The organism is Nocardia sp. BMG51109 (genome assembly GCF_000526215.1).
GTDB lineage: Bacteria > Actinomycetota > Actinomycetes > Mycobacteriales > Mycobacteriaceae > Nocardia.
Genome location: NZ_JAFQ01000004.1, coordinates 6797701 through 6818844 on the forward strand (window position 1 = coordinate 6797701; position 21144 = coordinate 6818844).

Below are 21144 nucleotides of genomic sequence, written 5' to 3' on the forward strand. Positions count from 1 at the left end.
GTCAGCGGAACGGTGGCTCGTTGAACGTGCGCAGCTTCCGGGAGTGCAGGCTGTCGCCCTCCGAGCGCAGCAGTTCCACCGCGCGGATGCCGATCTGCAGATGTTCGGACACCGTGCCCTCGTAGAAGCGGTTGGCCTGGCCGGGCAGCTTGATCTCGCCGTGCAGCGGCTTGTCCGAGACGCACAGCAGCGTCCCGTAGGGCACGCGGAACCGGTAACCCTGTGCCGCGATGGTCGCGCTCTCCATATCCACCGCGACCGCCCGGCTCAGGCCGAACCGCTGCGCCGACGCCGAATAGCGCAGTTCCCAGTTGCGGTCGTCGGTGGTGACCACGGTGCCGGTGCGCAGCCGCTCCTTGACGGCCTCGCCAGGCATGGCGCTCACCTGCTTCGTCGCGTCGTAGAGGGCGCGCTGCACCTCGGCGATGCTGGGGATCGGAATATCCGGCGGCAGTACCGGATCCAGCACGTGATCGTCGCGCAGGTAGGCGTGGGCGAGCACGTAGTCGCCGATCTCCTGGCTCTCCCGCAGCCCGCCGCAGTGGCCGATCATCAGCCACGCGTGCGGGCGCAGCACGGCCAGGTGATCGCACATGTTCTTGGCGTTCGCGGGACCGACGCCGATGTTCACCAGCGTGATCCCCCGGCCGGTGGACGACATCAGATGCCAGGCAGGCATCTGATGTTTCTTCCACGCGCCGTCGGCCACCGTCGATTCCCGGTCGCTGGTCTGCGGGGTGATCACGGTGCCACCGGCGCAGGACAGCGCGTCGTACGGGCTGTCCGGGTCGGCGATCAGATCGCCGGCCCAGCGCACGAACTCGTCGACATAGCGGGTGTAGTTGGTGAACAGCACGAACGGCTGGAAATGCTCGACGGGTGTGCCGGTGTAGTGCCGCAGCCGCGCCAGCGAGAAGTCGGTGCGCAGCGCGTCGAAATGGCTCAGCGGCAGCGGGCCGCTGGTGTCGATCACGCCGTCGGCGATCTCGTCGCCGACGTCGGCGAGGTCGGTGGTCGGGAAGTATTTCGCCAGATCGGCGCTCATCGACCGGTCCAGCCCGAGTTCGGCGCCGTCGATCACGTAGGGGAACGGGATCTCCTGCTGCGACGGACCGACCTCGATGTGCACGTCGTAGTCCTCGAGGATCACCGTCAGCTGTTCGGCCAGGTAGCGGCGCAGCAGCGCCGGGCGGGTGATCGTGGTGCGGTAGGTGCCCGGCCGGGTCAGCCGGCCCCAGGCCCGCGACCGGTTCTTCGGCTGTGCCCGGCCGTCCCAGCTCAGGCGCAGCTCCGGATAGACGAAGGCGCCGGCGTCGCGGGCCGGGCCGGCGGGCACCGTGCCGTTGTCGACGAAATCGCGCACCGCTGCGCGCAGCGCGTGGATCGACCGGTCGTACCGGGACTCCAGTTCGTCCAGCGTCGCCTCGACCGCGACCACCGTCACCGTGCGCCGCTCGGGAGCGCCCGTCATGACCGGCCGCTCCCCCGCCCCGGTTCCACGATTTCCGGTGGCCGCAGCACCGAAAGTTCGGGCGGCTCACCGCGATACGCCTCGATCTGCACCAGCGCCAGCTGGCCGGTGCAGCCCTGGCTCAGCGTCGAGGACGGCACGTCGGCGGTCAGCGCGTTCGGGTTGCCGTGGCGGCACCGGCTCGGATCCGCCGGATCCGGGTCGTACCAGGCGCCGGTGGACAGCTGGGCGACCGAGGGCCGCACCGCGGCGTCGACGACCAGGCCGGCCAGGCAGGAACCGCGGTCGTTGAACAGGCGCACGATGTCGCCGTCGCGCAGGCCGCGCGCCGCCGCGTCGTCGGGGTGCAGCCGAACCGGCTCGCGCCCACCGATTTTCGCCGACAGGCTGTGCGCGCCCACATCGAGCTGACTGTGCAGCTTGGTGCGCGGCTGGTTGGCGACCAGCTGGATAGGGTACCGCGCCGCCGCCGGACCGCCCAGCCATTCCTCGGGCTCGAGCCAGACCGGGTGGCCCGGGCAGTCGTCGTAGCCGAACCCCGCGATGGTCTCGGAGAAGATCTCGACCCGGCCGGTGGGCGTGGCCAGCGGGTGCGCGTCGGGATCGGCGCGGAAATCGGCGAACACCACCTGCGCCGGGTCGGCCACCGGCAGTTCGACGCCCTCGCCCGCCCAGAACTCGTCGAAATCGGGCATCGGCCGGCCGCCCTCGGCGAGTCCGGCCCGCCACCGGCCGTACAGGTGCCGCAGCCACTCGCCGACGGTGCGGCCCTCGGTGAATTCCTTGTCGACGCCGAGCTTTTCGGACAGGTCGGCGAAGATCGCGTAGTCGTCGCGGGCCTCGCCGTGCGGGCGGGTCAGCGCCGGCATCGGAAAGAACATCCGGTCGTTGTCGCCGGCGCCGAAATCGTCGCGCTCGATCGACATCGTCGCCGGCAGCACGATATCGGCGTGCCGCGCGGTGGCTGTCCAGAATCCGTCGTGCACGACCACCGTCTCGGGGCGGGCGAACGCCCGGCGCAGCCGGGCCAGATCCTGATGGTGGTGGAACGGGTTGCCGCCGGCCCAGTAGACCAGCTTGATGTCGGGGTACGTCAGCTCGAGGCCGTTGTAGCGGTAGGGCGCACCGGGATTCAGCAGCATGTCGGCGATGCGGGCGACGGGGATGAACGTCTCGACGCCGTTGGCGCCCTGCGGCAGGTGCGGTACCCGCAGCTGCCGGGTGGGCTCGCCGACATTGGCCGCCGAACCGTAGCCGTGGCCGAATCCGCCGCCGGGCAGGCCGATCTGGCCGAGCATGGCCGCCAGCACCACACCCAGCCACAGCGGCTGCTCGCCGTACCGCGCCCGCTGCAACGACCAGCTGACCGTCACCAGCGTGCGGGAGGCGGCCATCTCGCGGGCCAGCCCCCGGATCCGGTCGGCCGGTACGCCCGTGATCGCCTCGGCCCAGGCCGGATCCTTGACGATTCCGTCGGTCTCGCCGCGCAGGTACCGGGCGAACCGGTCGAAGCCCACGGTGTAGCGATCCAGAAAGCCGGTGTCGGCCAGGCCCTCCGCGTCCAGCACCTGGGCCAGCGCCAGCATCAGCGCGGCGTCGGTGTTCGGCCGCGGCGCGAGCCACTCCGACAGCGCGACATCCGGTGTGTCGTCGCGCAGCGGGGCGACCGACACGAAACGGCAGCCCCGCTCCTGCGCGGCCGCCACCCAGCTGCGCGCGTTGTGCCGCGACACACCGCCGGGCCCGACCGCGGCGTTCTTCGGCGACAGCCCGCCGAACGCGACCACCAGCTCGGTGTGCTCGGCCAGCACCGACTTCGCGGTGCAGTGGCCCAGCAGCCAGTACAGGTCGCCGAGGACATACGGCAGCAGCACCGTCGAGGTGCCCAGGCTGTAGCTGTTGACATGCCGGACGTAGCCGCCCAGGCAGTTCAGGAAGCGATGCACCTGGCTCTGCGCGTGATGGAACCGCCCGGCGCTGGCCCAGCCGTAGGAACCGGCGTACACCGACTCCGGGCCGGACTCGTCGTACACCCGGCGCAACTCCCCCGACAGCAGATCGAGCGCCCGCTCCCAGGACACCGGCACGAACGGCTCCTCGCCGCGCCGGGGCGCGCCCGGGCCGTGCTCGAGCCAGCCCTGCCGCACGTACGGGCGATCGACGCGGGTCGGATGATGCTGAGCGGAGGCGACATTCTCGATCAACGGCATCGGCTCCGGATCGCCGCGCCACGGCCGCACCTCCGTGAGCCGCTCGCCGTCGCCGACGGCCTCGAACGCGCCCCAGTGCGTCAGATGCGTCGTCATGAGTCCACCGTAACGCCCGGCACCGACAAGGGAGGCCGCCCGTGCGCCCCCGAATGGACACTCGACCAGCTAGGCTCTCCGCGGCGACACCACCCGAGCGACCACCCGGTCCGGCACCCGCCCGGCGTCGCCCGACCCGCACCCGAAACGCAGAGGAGTCCGATGCGCCCGCTCAGCCGCCGTCACGCTCTCGGCTTGTTCGCGACCGGCACCGCCGCCGCCCTGGCCGGCTCGGCGCCGCTCGCCGGTGCCCGGCCGGCCCCGCCGGCGACCGTCCCGGAGCTGGGACCGGACTTCCTCTGGGGCGTGGCCAGCTCCGGATTCCAGTGCGAAGGCCATGCGCCCGACAGCAACTGGACCCGCTACGTGGACGCCAACCCCGACCTCGACCGCTACCACGATGCCGCCGACTTCTACACCCGCTACCCCACCGACATCGGGCTGGCCGCGGAACTCGGCGTGGGCGTGTACCGCATCAGCATCGAGTGGGCGCGGGTGCAGCCTCGCCCGGGCGAGTGGTCCGAGGACGGATTCGCCTTCTACGACAACGTTCTCGACACCATGGCGGCCGCCGGGATCCGCCCGATGCTCACCCTCGACCACTGGGTGTACCCGGGCTGGGCGGCCGGGCGCGGCGGCTGGGGTCATCCCGCCATGCTCGGCGACTGGCTGGCCAACGCCCGGAAGGTGGTGGAGCGCTACGCGTCCCGCAATCCGCTGTGGGTGACGTTCAACGAGCCGACGTTCTACCTGGCGAACGAGACCCGCACCGGGGCGACGCCGCCGGCCGCGATCCCGGCCATGCAGCAGAGCCTGGTCCGGGCGCACGACGCCATCTACGACCACATCCACGCCGTGCAGCCCGGCGCGCAGGTGACCAGCAACGTCGCCTACACCGTCGGCGCCGCGGAGGGCCTGGTCAACGGTCACATCATCGATCCCATCTCCGACCGGCTCGACTACGTCGGCATCGACTATTACTACGGCTTCAGCCCGCAGTCGATCGTCGCCAGCGGTCCCCCGGACCTGGACGCGCTGTGGAAGATGCCGCTGCAGCCGGAGGGCATCTACTATGCGCTGGAACACTATTCGCGCCGCTTTCCCGGCAAGCCGCTGTACATCGTCGAGAACGGCATCCCCACCGAGAACGGCGCCCCACGCCCCGACGGCTACACCCGCGCCGACAGCCTGCGCGACACCGTCTACTGGATTCAGCGCGCCCGGGCCGACGGCATGAACGTGCTCGGCTACAACTACTGGAGCATCACCGACAACTACGAATGGGGCCACTACACACCGCGTTTCGGCCTCTACACCGTCGACGTGGGCACCGACCCCGGCCTGACCCGCCGCCCGACCGACGCCGTGGCCGCCTACCGCGAGATCACCCGCGCCGGCGGCGTCCCGGGCGACTACCTGCCCACCCGCGCGCCCGCCGGCTGCTCACTGGTCGACACCCCGGACAGCTGCGCCGACCCGGTCACCGTCCCGCGGTAACCGGGCCGCTCCCGCGGTAGCCGGGTTCAGGAGCCTGCGCCGGCGAGGTCGCCGCCGCGAGCGGTCACATCCGTCGGCAGCGGGCCGGCCGGGCGCCCCAGCTCCAGCCGGTACCGCAGCGGCGTCGCACCCCAGTCGCTGCACACCGCCAGATCCAGGGCCTGCCCGTACTTCATGGACACGTAGGACAGCAAGCAGCGCAACGGTTCTCGATCGGCGGGCGGCAGGCGGTCGATGCGTTCGCCGAGCCGCCCGAGATCGTCGCGCCGGCACGACAGCGCGTACACCGACCCGCCGCGCCGCGCCGCCGCCAGCGCGGCCGACAGCTCGTTCTCGTACTCGGCCCGGACCCCGGTGAGCCAGCCCGGCCGGTCGGCCACCGCCGCCCGGCTCGAGGCGTCGACGTACTCGTAGAGCGCGCGCACCCCGCGCTGAGCGGGATCGGCGCGGTCCAGCTCGTCGGCCGCCGGCCGCTGCGCCAGCACCACCCGCCGCACGCTGCGGACGTTGCCCGGACTGGGCAGTTCCCGCAGCGCGTCGAGGCACGAGAGTAGTTGTCGCTCCAAGCTGTTCATGATCGCCTCCAGTCGCGAGACACACACGGCACGGGCACCCGAACCCACCGTGCGCCACGCCGACGCCGCACGCTAGGGCATATGGACCCCGATTAAGCGAACGACCGGTCGCCTCGGCCGCGCCGACGGGGGGTTGCCGGCCACCGATCCGGGTACTCGGCGCAGCAGTCCGACCCACGGGAGGTGAACTCATGGACGCCGGCGAGTTCGTACCGGACGGCGCCGACCTGGCGACGCTGCGGCGGGCGGCGGCCGGCTGCCACGGCTGTGACCTGTACCGGCACGCCCAACAGACGGTCTTCGGCGAGGGCCCCGACGACGCCCGGGTGGTGCTGATCGGCGAGCAGCCCGGCGACCGGGAGGACGTGGCGGGACACCCGTTCGTCGGCCCCGCCGGGCGGCTGCTGGACCGCGCCCTCGACGAGGCGGGAATCGACCGCGCCGCGACATACCTGACCAACGCGGTGAAACATTTCAAATTCGTCGAACGCGGTAAGCGCCGCATCCATCAGCAGCCCGGACGCGGCGAGATCACCGCGTGCGCGCCCTGGCTCACGGCCGAACTGGCGACCATCCGGCCCGAACTGGTGGTGTGCCTGGGCGCGGTGGCCGCGCGGGCGGTGGTATCGCCGTCGTTCCGGGTCAGCAGGCAGCGCGGTGAAGTGATCGAGATGCCGGACTACCGGACGGTCGCGACCGTGCACCCCTCGGCCGTGCTGCGCGCCCCCGACCGGGACGCCGCGTATCGGGAATTCCTCGCCGATCTGCGCGTCGTCCGCACCGCAATGGGCTGACCCGGATGCCCGGCGACGCATTCGAGCCGCGCGCCCATCCGAGTCACCGTCAGTCGAGCCCGGCTCCCAATACCAGACCGGCGCCCGCCGAAGCCAGCCCCAGCACCAGCGCCACCACGACCCCTGTGATCGTGCGGCCGCGGCCGACCCCCTGGTGCCGCGCGTACTGCACCCAGCACACCACCGCGATCACGGTGGCGAACAGATGAATCCAGACAAGGTGGCGCAACAGCCTCGTCGACGATCCCGACCCCGGCGGCGCCTCCGGACCCGGATTGTCGATCTGGGCACGAACGATGTCGTGAACAGCGGTGAGCAGCATGTCGGCCACACCCTTCCCGCGCCTTTCCGGCCGTCGCGCCGCGGCCGGTGTGGTATTCGCGGTATTCCACCCGCCATTATTCAGCAAACGCTCGGCATACGCTTCGGCGGGCCCCGGTCACCGCGCCGCACCGGCGCATTTATTCTGTCCCCGACAATTGCCGGCCGGCGGCCCGCCACGCGCGGCTCCGGCCGGGTCTGCTGGTCGGTGGCTTCCGGGATAGGCTGGCCCCCGGCACGCAATCTGCTCTCCGCATCGGCGGATTGGGCGCCGGCGTTCAGTGTGACCGACAACAACGACGTCACTTCCGATCCGCCGGGGGGTTACCGTGTTCGAGTGTGTGGGACTGACAGTGAGGATTCGTAAAACGTGCATGAGATCGAAAGTTTCTCCACTCGCGCCGGGGGTTTCCGCAACGTCGTGGTGACCGCCGTCGAGATGACGACGTCGATCGGTGAGGAGACCGAGAGCAGCTGGCAGGCTCTGCTGTCCGGGACCAGCGGCATCAAGACGCTGACCGACCCGGAGATCGTCGACAACCAGTTGCCGAACGCGATCGGCGGCAAGCTGATCCACGATCCCACCACCGATCTGGAGCGCGTCCGCAAGCGGCGGATGTGCTACGTGCAGCAGATGTCCTACGCCATGGGCAAGCGGCTGTGGGCCACCGCCGGCGAGCCCGAGGTGGACAAGGACCGGCTCGGCGTGATCATCGGCACCGGCCTGGGTGGCGCCGACACCATCGTCGAGGCCAACGACGCCATGCGCGCCGGCGGCTACCGCAAGGTGTCGCCGTTCGCCGTGCCGATGAGCATGCCCAACGGCGTATCCGGCGTGGTCGGGCTGGAGATCGGTGCGCGCGCCTGCGTGGTCACTCCGGTGTCGGCCTGTGCCTCGGGCAACGAGGCGCTGGTGCACGCGTGGCGGACGATCGTCCTCGGCGAGGCCGACATGATCGTCGCCGGCGGCGTCGAAGGCCACATCAACCCGATGGCGATCGCCGGATTCTCGATGGCGCGGGCGCTGAGCTCGCGGGTCGACGAGCCGGAGCGGGCGTCGCGGCCCTTCGACCGCGACCGCGACGGATTCGTCTTCGGCGAGGCCGCCGCGCTGCTGCTGCTGGAGTCCGAGGAGCACGCGCTGGCGCGCGGGGCCAAGCCCATCGCCCGGCTGCTCGGCGCCGGACTGACCGCCGACGGCTACCACCTGGTCGCGCCGGATCCGGAGGGTCTCGGCTGCGCCCGCGCCATGACCCGGGCCATCCAGTCGGCCGGTGTCTCCGCCGGCGAGGTCGACCACGTCAACGCGCACGCCACCGGCACCGGGCTCGGCGACCTCGCCGAGGCCAAGGGGATCACCGCCGCGATCGGCACGCATCCGTCGGTGTACGCGCCCAAGTCGGCGCTGGGCCATTCCGTCGGCGCGGTCGGCGCGCTGGAGGCCATCATCTCGGTGCTCACCCTGCGCGATCAGGTCATCCCGCCGACGCTCAACCTGGACAACCAGGACCCGGAGATCGACCTGGACGTCGTGCGCGACAAGCCGCGCTACGCCAATGTCGAATTCGCGATGAACAACTCGTTCGGATTCGGCGGGCACAACGCGGCGGTGCTGTTCGGCAAGTACTGAGCCGCTGTTCGGTAGGTGCTGAGCGGTTCCACGGAGACTGCTGAGCCGTTCACAGAGACTGCTGAGCCGTTCACGGAGACGTCGTTCCGCGAAGACCGAACCGTGGTCCGGCGAGTACCGTGCGGCGACCGGCCGACCGAGAAACGATGCCTCGGCCGGCCGGATTCGTTGCCGGAAACCGCTCGGGCGCCTGGAATCTCGTGGAATTCAGGCGCTCACGACACCGGGCGCCACCGGCTCCTCGACGACGACCGTCCGGTCGAAGTGGGCGATCACCTTCTCGTGGTACATCCCGAACAGGTCCTCGAACAGCGCCAGCTGCGATTCGGTCGGACCCGACTCGGACTCCCACACCGCCGCGAGGCCGCGCCAGATCAGCACGTGCAGGTCCGGCGAGACGGCGTAGTACGACTCCACCGCCTCGGGCACCTCGAGCACCATCTCGCCGATCGAGTTCAGCACCGCCCGCTGCATGCCGTGGCCCAGCACGGTGAGCAGCCGGCGCACCAGCCCGAGCTCGGCGATCAACAGCCGGCGCCGGTCGGGCTGCTCGCTGCGCGCGAGAGTCTCGAGTTCGTCGATGGCCGCCTTGAATTCGCCCGGATCGTGCTCGTGCTCGCCGTGGGTGTAGGACAGCAGCGCCTCCAGGACGATGCCGCGCTCCTCCTCCACGATGTTCGCGAACATCTCCGCGGCGATCGCCGGGGTGTCCATCGACAGCCGGAACAGCCGCCGGTACGAGTCGACGCCGCCGTGGGCGCGCACGTCGCGGATGGTGAAACCCTTACCGCGGTGCGCGTCGACGAAGCCGTAGGACTCCAGCCGGCCCAGAATGAGCTGTGCCGTCGCGCGATTGAGATGGAACTCCTCGGCGACCTGGCGGACCGACGGCATGAGATCGCCCGGAGCATACTGCCCCGACGCGACGCGCCGAGCCAGTGCGTCGGCGACGTCGGCGACGACCGTCCGGTCTCCCATGCGTACAACCTTTCCCGCAACTTCCGGATACGTCCCAGACAGTCTAAGCTGCCATGTGCCAAACTGCACGTGGCGTCGAATGATGGGACGCGCGTACACAACGAGGTGACAAGCATGTCCGTCCGGCGCTCCGGCCAGACCTCGAACACCGACCGCGTCGACGGCGACCGGCGGCTGTTCGCTCGCCGCCCCGCCGGAACTCCCCCCGTGCGCAAGGCCGTTCGCAACGCGAAGCTCGTCTCGCTGCCGGTCGCCTACGCCGGACGGCACGCCGTCGGTGTCGGCCGCCGCGCGCTGGGCCGTCCGGCCGACGAGGTCAGCCTGGACATCCGGGTGCGCACCGCGCAGCACATCTTCGAGGTGCTCGGCGAACTCAAGGGCTGCGCCGCGAAACTCGGCCAGCTGCTGTCGATCTACGAACTCGCACTCCCACCCGAACTGGCCGAGCCCTACCGCACCGCGCTCGCCCAGTTGCAGGATTCGACGCCGACGATGCTGCCGCAGACCGTGGAACAGGCGATGGCCGCCGCCCTCGGCGACGGCTGGCGCGCATCCTTCCGGGAATTCGACACCCACCGGCCCACGGCCGCCTCCATCGGGCAGGTCCATCGCGCGGTGTGGTGCGACGGACGCCCCGCCGCGGTCAAGGTGATGTTTCCCGGCGCGCGCGAGTCGGTGCTGAGCGATCTCGAACAGCTGCGCCGAATCTCCGTGCTGGCCACCGTGTTCGTTCCCGGCGCCGACGTCAAGTCGGTCACCGAGGCGATCTGCGCCTGCGTGGCCGACGAACTGGATTACGCCGCCGAGGCCGACAATCAGCGGGTGTTCGCCGAGGCCTACGCCGGCGACCCGGATTTCCTGGTGCCCCGGGTGATCGCCCAGCACGGCGACGTGGTGGTCGGCGAATGGCTCGACGGCACACCGGTTTCCCGCATCATCGCCGGCGGCACCACCGAACAGCGCAACCGCGCGGGCCTGCTGATCGTGCGGTTCCTGTTGTCGTCGTGGCGGCGCACCGGGCTGCTCTACGCCGACCCGCATCCCGGCAACTTCCGGATGATGCCCGACGGCCGGCTCGGCATCGTCGATTTCGGCGCCTGCACACCGTGGCCGAACGACGGTTTCGACCAGCTCGTCCAGGACGTCACCGGCGCGGTGATCAACGGCGGCACCGACGAATTGGAGGCCGCGTTCCGCCGCCACGGGTTCGTCCAGCCACACCGCGGCTTCGACGTCGCCGCCGCACACCGCGCGCTCTCGGCGGCGTTCGAGCCGATGGTGCGGCCCACCTTCCGGCTCACCACCGACTGGCTGCGCACCCAGGTGCGCCGGGCGCTGAACCCGCAGCTGTCGAACGTGAACCGGGAGTTGACGATTCCGCCGGAGTTCACGCCGTTCGGGCGCGCCACCCTGACCGCCCTCGGCGCGGTGTGCCAGCTCGGCACCGACGGGTCGCTGCGCGACGAATTCGTCGAGGGCTCACCGCCGATCGCGGCGGAGATCGCCCGCTTCGACCCGCACCGCCTCCGGCCCCGGGGCGCATCCGGCACGCGGCCGCGGTTCTCCGTGGTCGACTGACCCGGTGATCGGATGTCCCGTCATCCCGTCATCCACTGTCTCTCTGAAACATCCACATTTCCGGTCGCCCTCGATCAATGGCGGCCCAGGCCACCGGCTCGCTCGGTTACGATCGATGGGCGGGCCCGTGCGCGCGGAGGCCCGACATCGCCGGCCCCCGACGCCTTCCGCGCTCGATCGGCCGGACCGCTTCGTGAACCGCTCAACCGCAGGGGGTCTCGGCTGTGTCCACGCGAAAATATTGGGGTGCAATCGCTTCGGCGACGGCGATCACGGCGGCCACGCTGTCCGGCGCACCGCCGGCCCACGCCGATCCGGACTGCCCCGGCATGTATGTCGTCGCCGTCCCCGGCACCTGGGAGACCTCCCGCGAGGATCCGCGCGAGGGCATGCTGTCGGCGGTCACCGACGGCCTCCCCGGCAATGTGAGCACCGACTATGTGGCGTACGCGGCCACCGCGCTGCCCTGGGAGGGCGACGTCTACGGCCGGTCCAAGCAGGAGGCGGTAGACGGCGCCCGCGGCCTGGTCGCCGATATGGGACGCCGCTGCGCCGCCACCCGGATCGCGCTGATCGGCTACAGCCAGGGCGCCGACGCCGCCGGGGATCTCGCCGCCGAGATCGGCACCGGGCTCGGGGTGGTTCCGCCGGATCGGGTCGCCGCGGTCGGGTTGATCTCCGATCCGCGCCGTTCCCCGTCCGACGCGCTGGTCGGCCCGCCGGTCGCCGGTGCCGGCGCGGGCGGGCAGCGGATCACCGGATTCGGCTGGGTGAGCCCGCGGGTGCGCACCATCTGCGCCGTCGGTGATTTGTACTGTTCCACGCCCACAGACGATTTCGCGACCCGCTTCGCCGGCCTGTTCGCCCAGCTGTCGGCGCCGGATCCCGGGCGGGCCGGGACCTATCAGGAGCAGGCCCAGGCGATCATCAACGACCTGATGGCCGCCGGCGGGCTGCCGACGCTGCAGGGCCAGTTCAGCGATTCGGCGAACGCCCAGCGAATGCAACAGCTACAGGACTTCAACGACTCCGCCGTGCACCGCAACTACCCGTCCTACGTCGTGGACCGCTCCGGCGCCACCGCGACATCCTGGTTGCGGCACTGGCTGATCGACGCCGCACGCTGACCGGCCCCGCATTCCGGTCCGGCTTTGCAGTCCGGCCCGGCCTCGCGTTCTGGCCCGGCTTCGCGTTCCGGTCCGGCTTCGCGTTCTGGCCCGGCTTCGCGTTCCGGTCCGGCTTCGCGTTCCGGTCCGGCTTCGCGTTCCGGTCCGGCTTCGCGTTCTGGCCCGGCCTCGCAGTCCGGTCCGGCCTTGCAGTCTGGCCCAGCCTCGCAGTCCGGTCCGGTCTCGCAGTCCGGTCTGCCCTTGCAGTCCGGTCTGGCCTCGCACTCTCGTCTTCCCTCACGCTCCGGTCCGGCCCCGCACTCCGGCAGGCGCCGGCGCGGCCGGAGAGGCGGAGCCCCTCGTATTCGTCGCGCGGCCGGGTTCCGGGTCCGTCCGGCGCGCACCCGATCTCTCGGCGCCCGGCGAAGAGGGATAGCCCCTCCACCGGCCGCACCAGCTCGGCCGTCCGGGACGTCGGCGCGCCGCGCACAGTGGTCGGCGAGCCGCGCGCGGTGCCCGGCGCGCCGGACGCACTTGAGCCATCGGGACCGGGCGAATCGGTAGCGTCGTGTGCGTGGACGTGCTCGCCGAGATGCTGCAGGGGATCCATGCGCAGGGCTCGCTGCTGTGGCGTGCCGACCGGCAGGCACCCTGGTCGTGGCTGGCCGATCAAGCGGCGCCGCTGACCCTGTACGCCGTGCTGCACGGCCATGCCCGGCTCGCCCGCGGCGACCGCGTCACCGAGCTGACCGTCGGCGATATCGCGCTGCTCCGCGGTCCTCGCTCGCTCGCACTCGACGACGCCCCGGACGGCAGGCCCCGCGGCCCGGCCGGCTCCGACGGGCACCGCGCGGTGCTGCGGGTCCCGTCGCCGGGCCACGGCGGGCGGGCGGTCGTCGTCGCCGGAACCTACGGCAGCGTCGATCTGGCCGGTCGCCGCCTGCTCGACGCGCTGCCGGAATACGTCTGCGTCACAGCCGAATCGGGGTCCTCGCCCGCCGCGCTGGCGCTGCTGGACGAGGAGCTGGAACACGTCGGTCCCGGCCGCCAGACCGTCCGCGACCGCCTGCTGGACCTGCTGCTGGCGCACGCACTGCGCGCCTGGCTGGCCGGTGCCGAACCGGGCTCACCGGGATGGAATGCGGGACTGCAGGATCCGATCGTCGCGCGGATTCTGCACGCCATCCACTCCAATCCCGGCCGGGACTGGACCGCCGACTCGCTGGCCGCGCACGCGGCGGTCTCGCGGGCAACGCTGTACCGCCGGTTCAGTGCCCTGTTCGGCGAGTCCCCGCTGTCGTATCTGAACGGCCGCCGCATGACGCTGGCCGCCGACCTACTGGCCGGCGGCGAGACCGTGGGCACGGTCGCGCGGAAGGTCGGCTACCGCAACCCCTTCGCGTTCAGCACCGCCTTCCGGCGTCACCACGGCAGGCCACCGAGCGACCTGCACCGGACGCACTGAGCCGCGGCGATCGCACCACCCGGGGCGACACGCGGCGCACCACCCGGACGATCGGCAACCATCCAGCTACGCTTGCTGGAATGCGACAGTCGAGCCGCCGCCACGCCCTGGCGGCGTGTGCCGCCGCCGCGGCGGCGATGCTGGTGCCGGGGCTGGCGTGGGCGGCACCGGCCCCCCGGCCGGGCGGGCTGCCCGCACTCGGCGACCAATTCCTGTGGGGCGTGTCCGCCTCCGGCTTCCAGTCCGAAGGCGCTGCGCCGGACAGCAATTGGACTCGCTACATCGCCTCCGGCGAGGTCGACGACTACCGCGACTCGGTCCGATTCCTCGATTTCTACACCGACGACATCGAACACGCCGCCCGCCTCGGTGTCCGGGTGTTCCGGCTGAGCATCGAGTGGGCGCGCGTACAGCCCACCCCGGACGGCTGGGACGAACGGGCATTCGCGGTGTACGACAAGATGATCGACCGGATCGTCGCGCACGGAATGACGCCGATGATCACCCTCGACCACTGGGTGTATCCGGGCTGGGCGGCCGAGCGCGGCGGCTGGAGCAATCCCGGCATGGTCCAGGACTGGCTGGCCAATGCCCGGAAGGTGGTGGAGCGCTACGCCGCTCGCACGCCGATGTGGGTCACGATCAACGAACCGGCGGCCTACATCGGCACCGAACAGCGCATCGGCGCGCTGCACTCCGACGACGCGCCCGCCATGCTGGACCGGCTGGCCCAGGCGCACAACGAGATCTACGACGTCATCCACCGCGCGCAGCCCGATGCCCGGGTCACCAGCAACCTCGGCTACGTGCCGGACGCGGAGACCGAGGTGAATCAGCCGTTCGTCGACCGGGTCGCCGACAAGCTCGACTTCATCGGTGTCGACTACTATTTCGGCCCCGACCCGGCCACCACCGCCACCGGCACCTCGGCGGGCGCGCCCGCGATGTGGGAGCTGCCCCTGCAAACCGAGGGCATCTACTACGCGCTGCGCCACTACGCCCGGCTGTTTCCGGACAAACCGCTGTACGTGGTGGAGAGCGGGATGCCGACCGACAACGGGCGCCCGCGCGCCGACGGCTACACCCGCGCCGACCACCTGCGCGACACCGTGTACTGGCTGCAGCGCGCCAAGGCCGACGGGATCGACGTGCGCGGATACAACTATTGGAGCCTCACCGACAACTACGAATGGGGCAGCTACGCACCGCGATTCGGCCTCTACACCGTCGACGCGGAGCACGATCCGGCGCTGTCGCGCCGCCCGACCGACGCCGTAGAGGCCTACGCCGCGCTTACCCGCGCCGGCGGCGTGCCCGGGGACTACCGGCCGACTCGGGCACCGGTGCCGTGTTCCCAGGTCGATCCGCCCGCCAGCTGCGACGAGCCGGTCACGGCCGAGCCCCGCGCCGGTTCCTGACGGCACCGCTCACACGGGCAGTTCCAGCCCGGACGCCAGCACCGGCCAGGACGCGATCAGGGCGTCGTGCCAGTACCCCCACGAGTGGGTGCCGGTGGGCGGGAAGTCGTAGGTGGCGGGAATGCCGAGCGAGTTCAGCTTGGCCTGCAGATTGTGGCTGCAGTAGTTCACCGCGGCCTCGATGACACCGCCGACGGTCAGCTGATTCGCGAGCCCGCCCACGCCGGGCAGCGTGTACGGGCCGTTCAGTCCGTCCCACTGCCCCGGCAGGCCGGAACCGCTGGAGATGAACAGATTCAGGCCGCGCAGCTGGTCGGCGTGCACGTAGGGGTCGTTGTCCACCCACATCGGATCGTCGCGCGGCCCGTACATGTTCTCGGTGTTGCCGCCGCCCCACACGTTGACCGCCAGATTCACGAACGTGTAGCCGGTGGGGTCGGAGATCTGCGCGCAGCCGCTGTAGGCCGCCACCGACTTGTACAGGCCGGGCTTGGCGATCGGCAGTTGCAGCACCGAGGTGCCCGAGGTGGACAGGCCCGCGATCGCGTTGCGCCCGCTGGTGCCCAGGGCGCCGTCGATGAGCGGAGGCAGTTCCTCGGTGAAGAACGTCTTCCACTTGTTCACGCCCAGCACCGGATCGGGCGCCCGCCAGTCGGTGTAGTAGCTCCAGGCGCCGCCGATCGGCCGGACCACGTTCACGTCCTTGTCGGCCAGGAACCGCAGCGCGTCGGGGGCGCGCTGATCCCAGGTGGCGCTGTCCTCGCCGCCGCCGGCGCCGTTGAGCAGGTACAGCACCGGGCGCGGCGCCGACGCGTCGGCGGGGCGCTGCACGTCGACGGGGAAGGTCGTGTTCATGGCCGCCGAGTGGACGTACAGGCGGATGTTGCGGCCGTCGACGACGGTGGCCCGGGTGATGTAGGAGCCGTCGGCGGCGCGCGGGTCGGCGAGCAAGCTGCCGGAGTCGATCACGGGATCGCCGGTGCCGGCCGTCGCCGGGCCCGCCACCGTCGTCGAGAAGGCCACGAAAATCATTGCGGCCAGGGCCGTTCCGATCCGATTCCGCATCACCACGTGCTCCTCCGTAGCCGATTCGACCGCATCGGGCGTTGTTCGTCCTGGGTGGACTGTAATTCGCCGGCAACCGTTTGGCGATCTACCGCGGCGGTGCGTCGACCCCGGACTACCCGCGGTCACGCCGACACCTGCCGAGGCACCGGCGGCACGCGCCCGTCCCGGCGAAGATCCCTGGAATGCGCCCGGGCAACCGGTACATCGCCGGGCCGTGCCCGGGCGTTGCGCCCGACCGCGTCAACCGGAATGCCGTCCTCAGGCGGCGGCCGGCTCCGAGCCGAGACCCGACGATCGTCCGGCCGATCCAGGGTGTAGCAACCGCAACCGCGGCACCGACCGGACCCGCCTGGCCCGGCTCGACCTGACGACCGGCCCGGTCAGTCGCGACCGGTGTGCCTTTCGATATAGGCTTTGGCCTGCGCGATCTCGGTCTCGATATTGCCGGGAAGGTTACGGCGCAGGATCGGATCGACCAGCCGACGTACCGCCGGGATGAGCTCTGCCGTCATTGTCCTGGTTACCAGGGTGCCGTTCTCGACGGGTTCACAGACGAAGCTCGCACTGAACTTCATCAATCCGTGCCACAGTCGGCTGTCCGGCAACGGCGCGAGTCCCACATCCACGCGCTCACCGGGGGTGAGCCGTCCCTGCGCGATCATTTTCGGCGCCGGACCGGGAAGTCCCGGCATGGCCGGGCGGAACTTGAATTCAACGAGATTCCCCTCGCGGCGAACCCAGTCGAATCGGCCGATTTTGTCATCGACCTCGGCGTATCGTTCCACGTCCATCGCGAATTCGAGAAAGTCCTCCGGATGGCATGGCATGATCTGCTGCACCCGCGCTTCGACCATTCTGCTGTCTCCTCTGTTTGTTCGTCCGGCGGGCTCGACACCCGGATCCTCGGGATCTCTACGTCAACTCCGTTGGTGCATCATCGATTTCGAGTCCCTCGTGGACAGGTTGTGCATTCCTCGGCAGCGCGAGGAAGCCGAAGGACAGCAGCAGCATGATGCCCGCGCCATACCAGAGCGTGTAGCGGAAGGTATTGGCGAAGTTGATCGCCTTGGCATGCTCGCCGGCCTCGGTGAGCACCCGGGTCACGGAGGGATCGTCCACAGCGGCTCCCCGACAGATTTCCGGCTCTTCGGTGGGATCGACCTGCGCCGATCGATCACGGACGCACGCCCGGAATCCGTCGGCTATCTCGGTCTGCACCGGGCCGGGCAGACCTGTTGCAGCGAGTTCGGCCTGCACTCGTGCCGCCGCCTCGTCGGCACCCCGCGCGGAATCGTGGTCCAGTTGCGTGAAGAAGACGATCCCGACCAGCGCGACACCGAGCGCGATTCCGAGTTGCTGTCCGGTGTTGAGCAATCCGGACGCGGCGCCGGCGGCGCGGGTGGGCACCTGCCCGAGCACCAGGTCGATGGTCGGCGCGACCACAAAACCGAATCCGATGCCGATGAGGACCATCGGAGGCATCATCTGCCACGACGTCGTCGCCTGGCCGTAGTGCTGAACCAACGCACCGTAGCCGACGAACCCGGCACCGGCGAGAAGTCCGCCGGCGAGGAGGACACTTCTGCCGAACCGCGGTGCCAACACACTGGCCGAAGTACCCGCGCCAACGCCGGTGGCGACCGCGAAGAACAACGAGGTGAGCCCGGCACGCAGCGGCGACCAGCCCAGACCCGCCTGCATGAGCAGCGTCCATACCAAGAAGAACCCGCCGAAGCAGATCCAGAACGACAGCCAGCTGATCAGACCGAGCGTAAACGGACGCGACCGGAAGAGGCCGAGGTCGATCAGCGGCGACCCCTCGAAACGCCGACGTCTGCGCTCGTAGCCGATCAGCAGCATCAGGGCCACCGCCGACGCCCCTATCATGAAGAAGGTCCACGCGGGCCACCCGAGGCGGCGTCCCTCGGTGAGCGGATAGGTCAGCAGTAGAATTGCCGCGGTGACGAGCGCGACACCGATCAGGTCCAGGCGCGGCGCGGCGACCGATCGGGACTCCTTCATCCACAGCCGAGCAGCGATCAGCGTGATGATCCCGATCGGGATATTGACCAGGAATATCGGCCGCCAGCCGAGGCCGAACAGATCCCATTCCACCAGCAGGGCTCCCAGCGCCAGGCCGACTGCCGTCGCCGACCCGCAGACTGCGCTGTACACGGCGATCGCCTCGGCACGCTCCCGCCGGGGAAATGACTCCCGGAGAATCGCAAGAATCTGCGGGACCATCAGGCCCGCCGCCAGGCCCTGGAGGAATCGGGAGGCGATCAGCATGGTCGGGCCCGAGCTCAGTCCGCACGCCGCCGACGCCACCGTGAACAGCACCATTCCGGCCATGAAGATTCGCTTGCGGCCGTAGAGGTCGCCGAGTCGCCCACCGGTGATCAGGATTGCGGCGAAGGAGAGCACGTAGGCGGCGATGATCCATTCGATCTGGGCGTACTGGGCACGGAGATCTTCCTGAATGGTCGGCACCGCGACGTTGACGATGGTGACATCGAGTAGGTCCATGAACCCTGCCGCCAGTGTTGTCGCGAATGCGATCCAGCGTCGCGGGTCGGCCTGTATCGAGTCGATATCCGGCGGAGCGGCCTTTTCTGGTTGCAGGTGCGGTACCACGATTCTCCCTGTCTCCGTTCGAATGTTGGTCCCACTCGGTGCATCCGGCGAGCGTGGCCGACCGGGACGTGGACGGGCTGCATCACTCAGGGCCCGGCGGCCGGGTCCAGAACGGGAAAGTTGCTGCGGAACACGCCTTTCGGATCCACGCTGCTCTTGATGTCTCGCAGTCGATGCAGAGTGCCGGGATCGAAGGCGTCGATGGCCGTTTGCGAGGGGCTCAGTAGTGTGAGCGGCGTTCGTCGGCCACGCGACCGGTCGAGCGCGCCGAGGTACTGCTGGATCCGATTCTCGTTCGCCGCAGCCGCTTCCGGTGTCGGCTGACCGCCGATGAAGCTCATGTAGTAGGGGGCGGTGACGGCACCGGGCGGACTGTCGGAGGACCGCGCGATCGCCCCGCCGAGGTGGCGAACCTGAATGGCCCCGAGTGGGTCCATGGAGGTGGTCAGCAGCGCGTCCACATCGGCGTCGGTGAGCCCGTTCAGCAACTCGGCGTGTGAGCGGATCGGGCTCGGATCGGTGGGTTCGCCGACGATGGTGCCCAGCTCGGCGGGCGGCATGGGCCTGCGGCTGTCGACCATGCGTCCGTCGATGCCGTCGAGCGCTGCCAGCAGGCCCCGGCCCACGGTCGCGTCGCCGAGATAGGTGGTGTCGATGCCGACCATCGGCGGGGCACCGTCCATGCGCAGCAGGCTGAACCAGAGAGTCAGTTCGTCGGGCGCCGTCGCGGTGATTTCCCGAAAGGCCGCCATCACCCGCGGTGCGCGATCGATGGGCCAGAGCATCTTTCCGCCGTACAGGGCGGACACGGGGTGCAGCGCGAACTCGAGCGCCGTAACGAGTGCGTAGTCACCGCCACCACCCCGCAGGGCCCAGAACAGATCCGGATCCGACGACGGGCCGACTCGCCGGGCTCGGCCATCGGCGTCGACAACGTCGAACGCGGTCACGCTGTCGGACGCCCAGCCGAATCGCCGTGCGAACCAACTCAATCCGCCGCCAAGGGTGTAGCCGGTGACTCCGACTGCCGGTGAACTGCCCGCCACTCCAGTCAGCCCGTGAGGGCCGGCTGCTGCCTGCACCCGACCCCAGTTGACGCCCGCGCCGACCCTTGCGGTCCGGGTGTCGGGATCGATCCGCACCTCGTTCAGCCGATTGGTGCGCACCAGGATCGTGCCGTCCGCGGCATACGACGGGTTGTGGCCGTTCGGCTGCACCGTCAGTGCCCGGCCTGCCTCGCGCGCGTATCGGATCAGCGCGGGTGCATCATCGGTGTCGGCGAGTTCGACGACGGCACGGACAGACTGGTCGACGGTCAGATTCCATGGTGTGCAGGCTTGTTCGAAGCCCGCATCGCCGGGCAAGAGCACGCGACCCCGAACGACGGCGCGTAGCCCGGTGTCGTCGGCGGAAGTTTCCGCCTCGGAGCCGTTCGTCGTACACGCTGCGGCGAGGAGCCCCCCTCCGACGGCCAGCAGTCGGCGCCGCGTCAACTCGACACCCTCGATTTTCCCGCCCTGACCAGCGTTCATGACATTCCCCTCGGCTCGGCCATTTACGAAACAGTAGACGTCTGTTTCGGTTCGGTAAATGCGATACAGAACACAGTTGTTTCGTAAGTGCGCAGGGGCTACGCTCACCACGTGCTACCACCCGACGATGTCACCAGGCCGAAATCCGGCGGTCGCCCCCGGGATCCGGAGCGCGACGCCGCACTACTGGCCGCCGTCAGCGAGATCCTTCCCGAGGTCGGATACGACCGGCTGACAATGGATTCCGTCGCGGCGCGAGCGGGCGCGAGCCGCGCAACCGTCTACCGCCGCTGGAAGGACAAGTCGGAGCTGGTCCGTGACGCGGTCCGGATACTGGCCTGGACCGAGCCATTGCCCGATACCGGCAGTCTGCGATCCGATCTGCTCGCTGTGGGAGCCATGTATCTCGACCGCGACGGCCCGCGCGATGCGATTCTGTCCGCGATCGCGGCCTCCATCAACCGTGATCCGCAGCTGCGTGAAACCGTGGAGCAGGTCATTGCCGAACCGCGCCGCGCGGCGTACGCCGCCATAGTCGAAAACGCCCGTGCTCGCGGGGAGATCGCCGACAGTGCGGATACGGCACTGATCGCGGATGTGGTACCCGCGATGATCTTCTACCGGCTACTCGATTCGGACGAGCCGGTGGACGGCACCTACTACGAGCGAATCATCGATGCACTGGTCGTTCCCCTGTTGACGGGGTACTCCGCGGGCAATACCGAACCGGGCTCGACTGCAGCGCAGTAATTCTCACAGTGGAATACACAC

At 70.0% G+C, this 21144-nt stretch carries 17 protein-coding genes; 8 read left to right on the forward strand and 9 right to left on the reverse strand.

The features are described 5' to 3' along the window. Position 1: 1 nt before the first annotated feature. On the reverse strand, positions 2–1471 hold the full coding sequence (locus D892_RS0132085; RefSeq protein WP_024805176.1) for an AMP nucleosidase: 1470 nt from the start codon (positions 1469–1471) through the stop codon (positions 2–4). Then, on the reverse strand, positions 1468–3777 hold the full coding sequence (locus D892_RS0132090; RefSeq protein ID WP_024805177.1) for a molybdopterin guanine dinucleotide-containing S/N-oxide reductase: 2310 nt from the start codon (positions 3775–3777) through the stop codon (positions 1468–1470). The genes D892_RS0132085 and D892_RS0132090 overlap by 4 nt, the downstream gene beginning before the upstream one ends. Positions 3778–3939: 162 nt before the next feature. On the opposite strand from D892_RS0132090, the gene D892_RS0132095 reads away from it, so the two are divergent. After that, positions 3940–5274 (forward strand): family 1 glycosylhydrolase, encoded by a 1335-nt coding sequence (locus D892_RS0132095; RefSeq protein WP_024805178.1) that lies wholly within the window; start codon positions 3940–3942, stop codon positions 5272–5274. Positions 5275–5300: 26 nt separating this feature from the next. Here the strand turns inward: D892_RS0132095 and D892_RS0132100 are convergent, their stop codons facing one another. After that, the gene (locus D892_RS0132100) at positions 5301–5849 is read right to left on the reverse strand and encodes a hypothetical protein (RefSeq protein ID WP_156959769.1); all 549 of its coding nucleotides are present in this window, start codon (positions 5847–5849) and stop codon (positions 5301–5303) included. Between the two features lie 191 nt (positions 5850–6040). Here D892_RS0132100 and D892_RS0132105 point away from each other — a divergent pair, with 191 nt between their 5' ends. Then, complete coding sequence (locus D892_RS0132105; RefSeq protein ID WP_024805180.1) at positions 6041–6643, forward strand: UdgX family uracil-DNA binding protein; 603 nt, start codon at positions 6041–6043, stop codon at positions 6641–6643. 49 nt (positions 6644–6692) lie between these two features. Here D892_RS0132105 and D892_RS0132110 read toward each other — a convergent pair whose 3' ends face one another. Beyond that, on the reverse strand, positions 6693–6974 hold the full coding sequence (locus D892_RS0132110) for a hypothetical protein (protein WP_024805181.1): 282 nt from the start codon (positions 6972–6974) through the stop codon (positions 6693–6695). 369 nt (positions 6975–7343) lie between these two features. Between D892_RS0132110 and D892_RS0132115 the strand changes: the two genes are divergently transcribed. Continuing rightward, positions 7344–8594, forward strand: coding sequence for a KasA/KasB family beta-ketoacyl-ACP synthase (locus D892_RS0132115; protein ID WP_024805182.1), 1251 nt, complete (start codon positions 7344–7346; stop codon positions 8592–8594). Positions 8595–8801: 207 nt separating this feature from the next. Here the strand turns inward: D892_RS0132115 and D892_RS0132120 are convergent, their stop codons facing one another. Continuing rightward, positions 8802–9572 (reverse strand): winged helix-turn-helix domain-containing protein, encoded by a 771-nt coding sequence (locus D892_RS0132120; RefSeq protein WP_024805183.1) that lies wholly within the window; start codon positions 9570–9572, stop codon positions 8802–8804. 114 nt (positions 9573–9686) lie between these two features. Between D892_RS0132120 and D892_RS0132125 the strand changes: the two genes are divergently transcribed. From D892_RS0132125 to D892_RS0132140, 4 genes are all read left to right on the forward strand, one after another. Beyond that, a complete protein-coding gene (locus tag D892_RS0132125) occupies positions 9687–11150 on the forward strand; it encodes an AarF/ABC1/UbiB kinase family protein (RefSeq protein ID WP_024805184.1) in 1464 nt (487 codons plus the stop codon). A 224-nt stretch (positions 11151–11374) separates the two neighbouring features. Beyond that, positions 11375–12277: a cutinase family protein gene (locus D892_RS0132130; RefSeq protein WP_024805185.1), complete on the forward strand. Its 903-nt coding sequence runs from the start codon at positions 11375–11377 to the stop codon at positions 12275–12277. 553 nt (positions 12278–12830) lie between these two features. Continuing rightward, the gene (locus D892_RS0132135) at positions 12831–13721 is read left to right on the forward strand and encodes an AraC family transcriptional regulator (protein ID WP_024805186.1); all 891 of its coding nucleotides are present in this window, start codon (positions 12831–12833) and stop codon (positions 13719–13721) included. Between the two features lie 80 nt (positions 13722–13801). Continuing rightward, positions 13802–15139, forward strand: coding sequence for a family 1 glycosylhydrolase (locus tag D892_RS0132140; RefSeq protein ID WP_024805187.1), 1338 nt, complete (start codon positions 13802–13804; stop codon positions 15137–15139). A 9-nt stretch (positions 15140–15148) separates the two neighbouring features. Here the strand turns inward: D892_RS0132140 and D892_RS0132145 are convergent, their stop codons facing one another. The 4 genes from D892_RS0132145 to D892_RS0132160 all read right to left on the reverse strand — a co-directional run bounded on the left by D892_RS0132145 (position 15149) and on the right by D892_RS0132160 (position 20373). Then, positions 15149–16171 (reverse strand): alpha/beta hydrolase family protein, encoded by a 1023-nt coding sequence (locus D892_RS0132145; protein ID WP_051499970.1) that lies wholly within the window; start codon positions 16169–16171, stop codon positions 15149–15151. A gap of 416 nt (positions 16172–16587) precedes the next feature. After that, positions 16588–17061 carry a hypothetical protein gene (locus D892_RS0132150; protein WP_024805189.1) on the reverse strand — a complete coding sequence of 158 codons (474 nt, stop codon included), beginning with the start codon at positions 17059–17061 and terminating at the stop codon, positions 16588–16590. A gap of 58 nt (positions 17062–17119) precedes the next feature. Beyond that, positions 17120–18841, reverse strand: a complete 1722-nt coding sequence (locus tag D892_RS0132155) for an MFS transporter (RefSeq protein WP_024805190.1) — start codon at positions 18839–18841, stop codon at positions 17120–17122. A gap of 86 nt (positions 18842–18927) precedes the next feature. Then, positions 18928–20373 carry an FAD-binding oxidoreductase gene (locus tag D892_RS0132160; RefSeq protein WP_024805191.1) on the reverse strand — a complete coding sequence of 482 codons (1446 nt, stop codon included), beginning with the start codon at positions 20371–20373 and terminating at the stop codon, positions 18928–18930. Between the two features lie 111 nt (positions 20374–20484). Here D892_RS0132160 and D892_RS0132165 point away from each other — a divergent pair, with 111 nt between their 5' ends. Then, positions 20485–21123, forward strand: coding sequence for a TetR/AcrR family transcriptional regulator (locus D892_RS0132165; protein ID WP_024805192.1), 639 nt, complete (start codon positions 20485–20487; stop codon positions 21121–21123). The last annotated feature ends 21 nt before the right edge of the window (positions 21124–21144 follow it).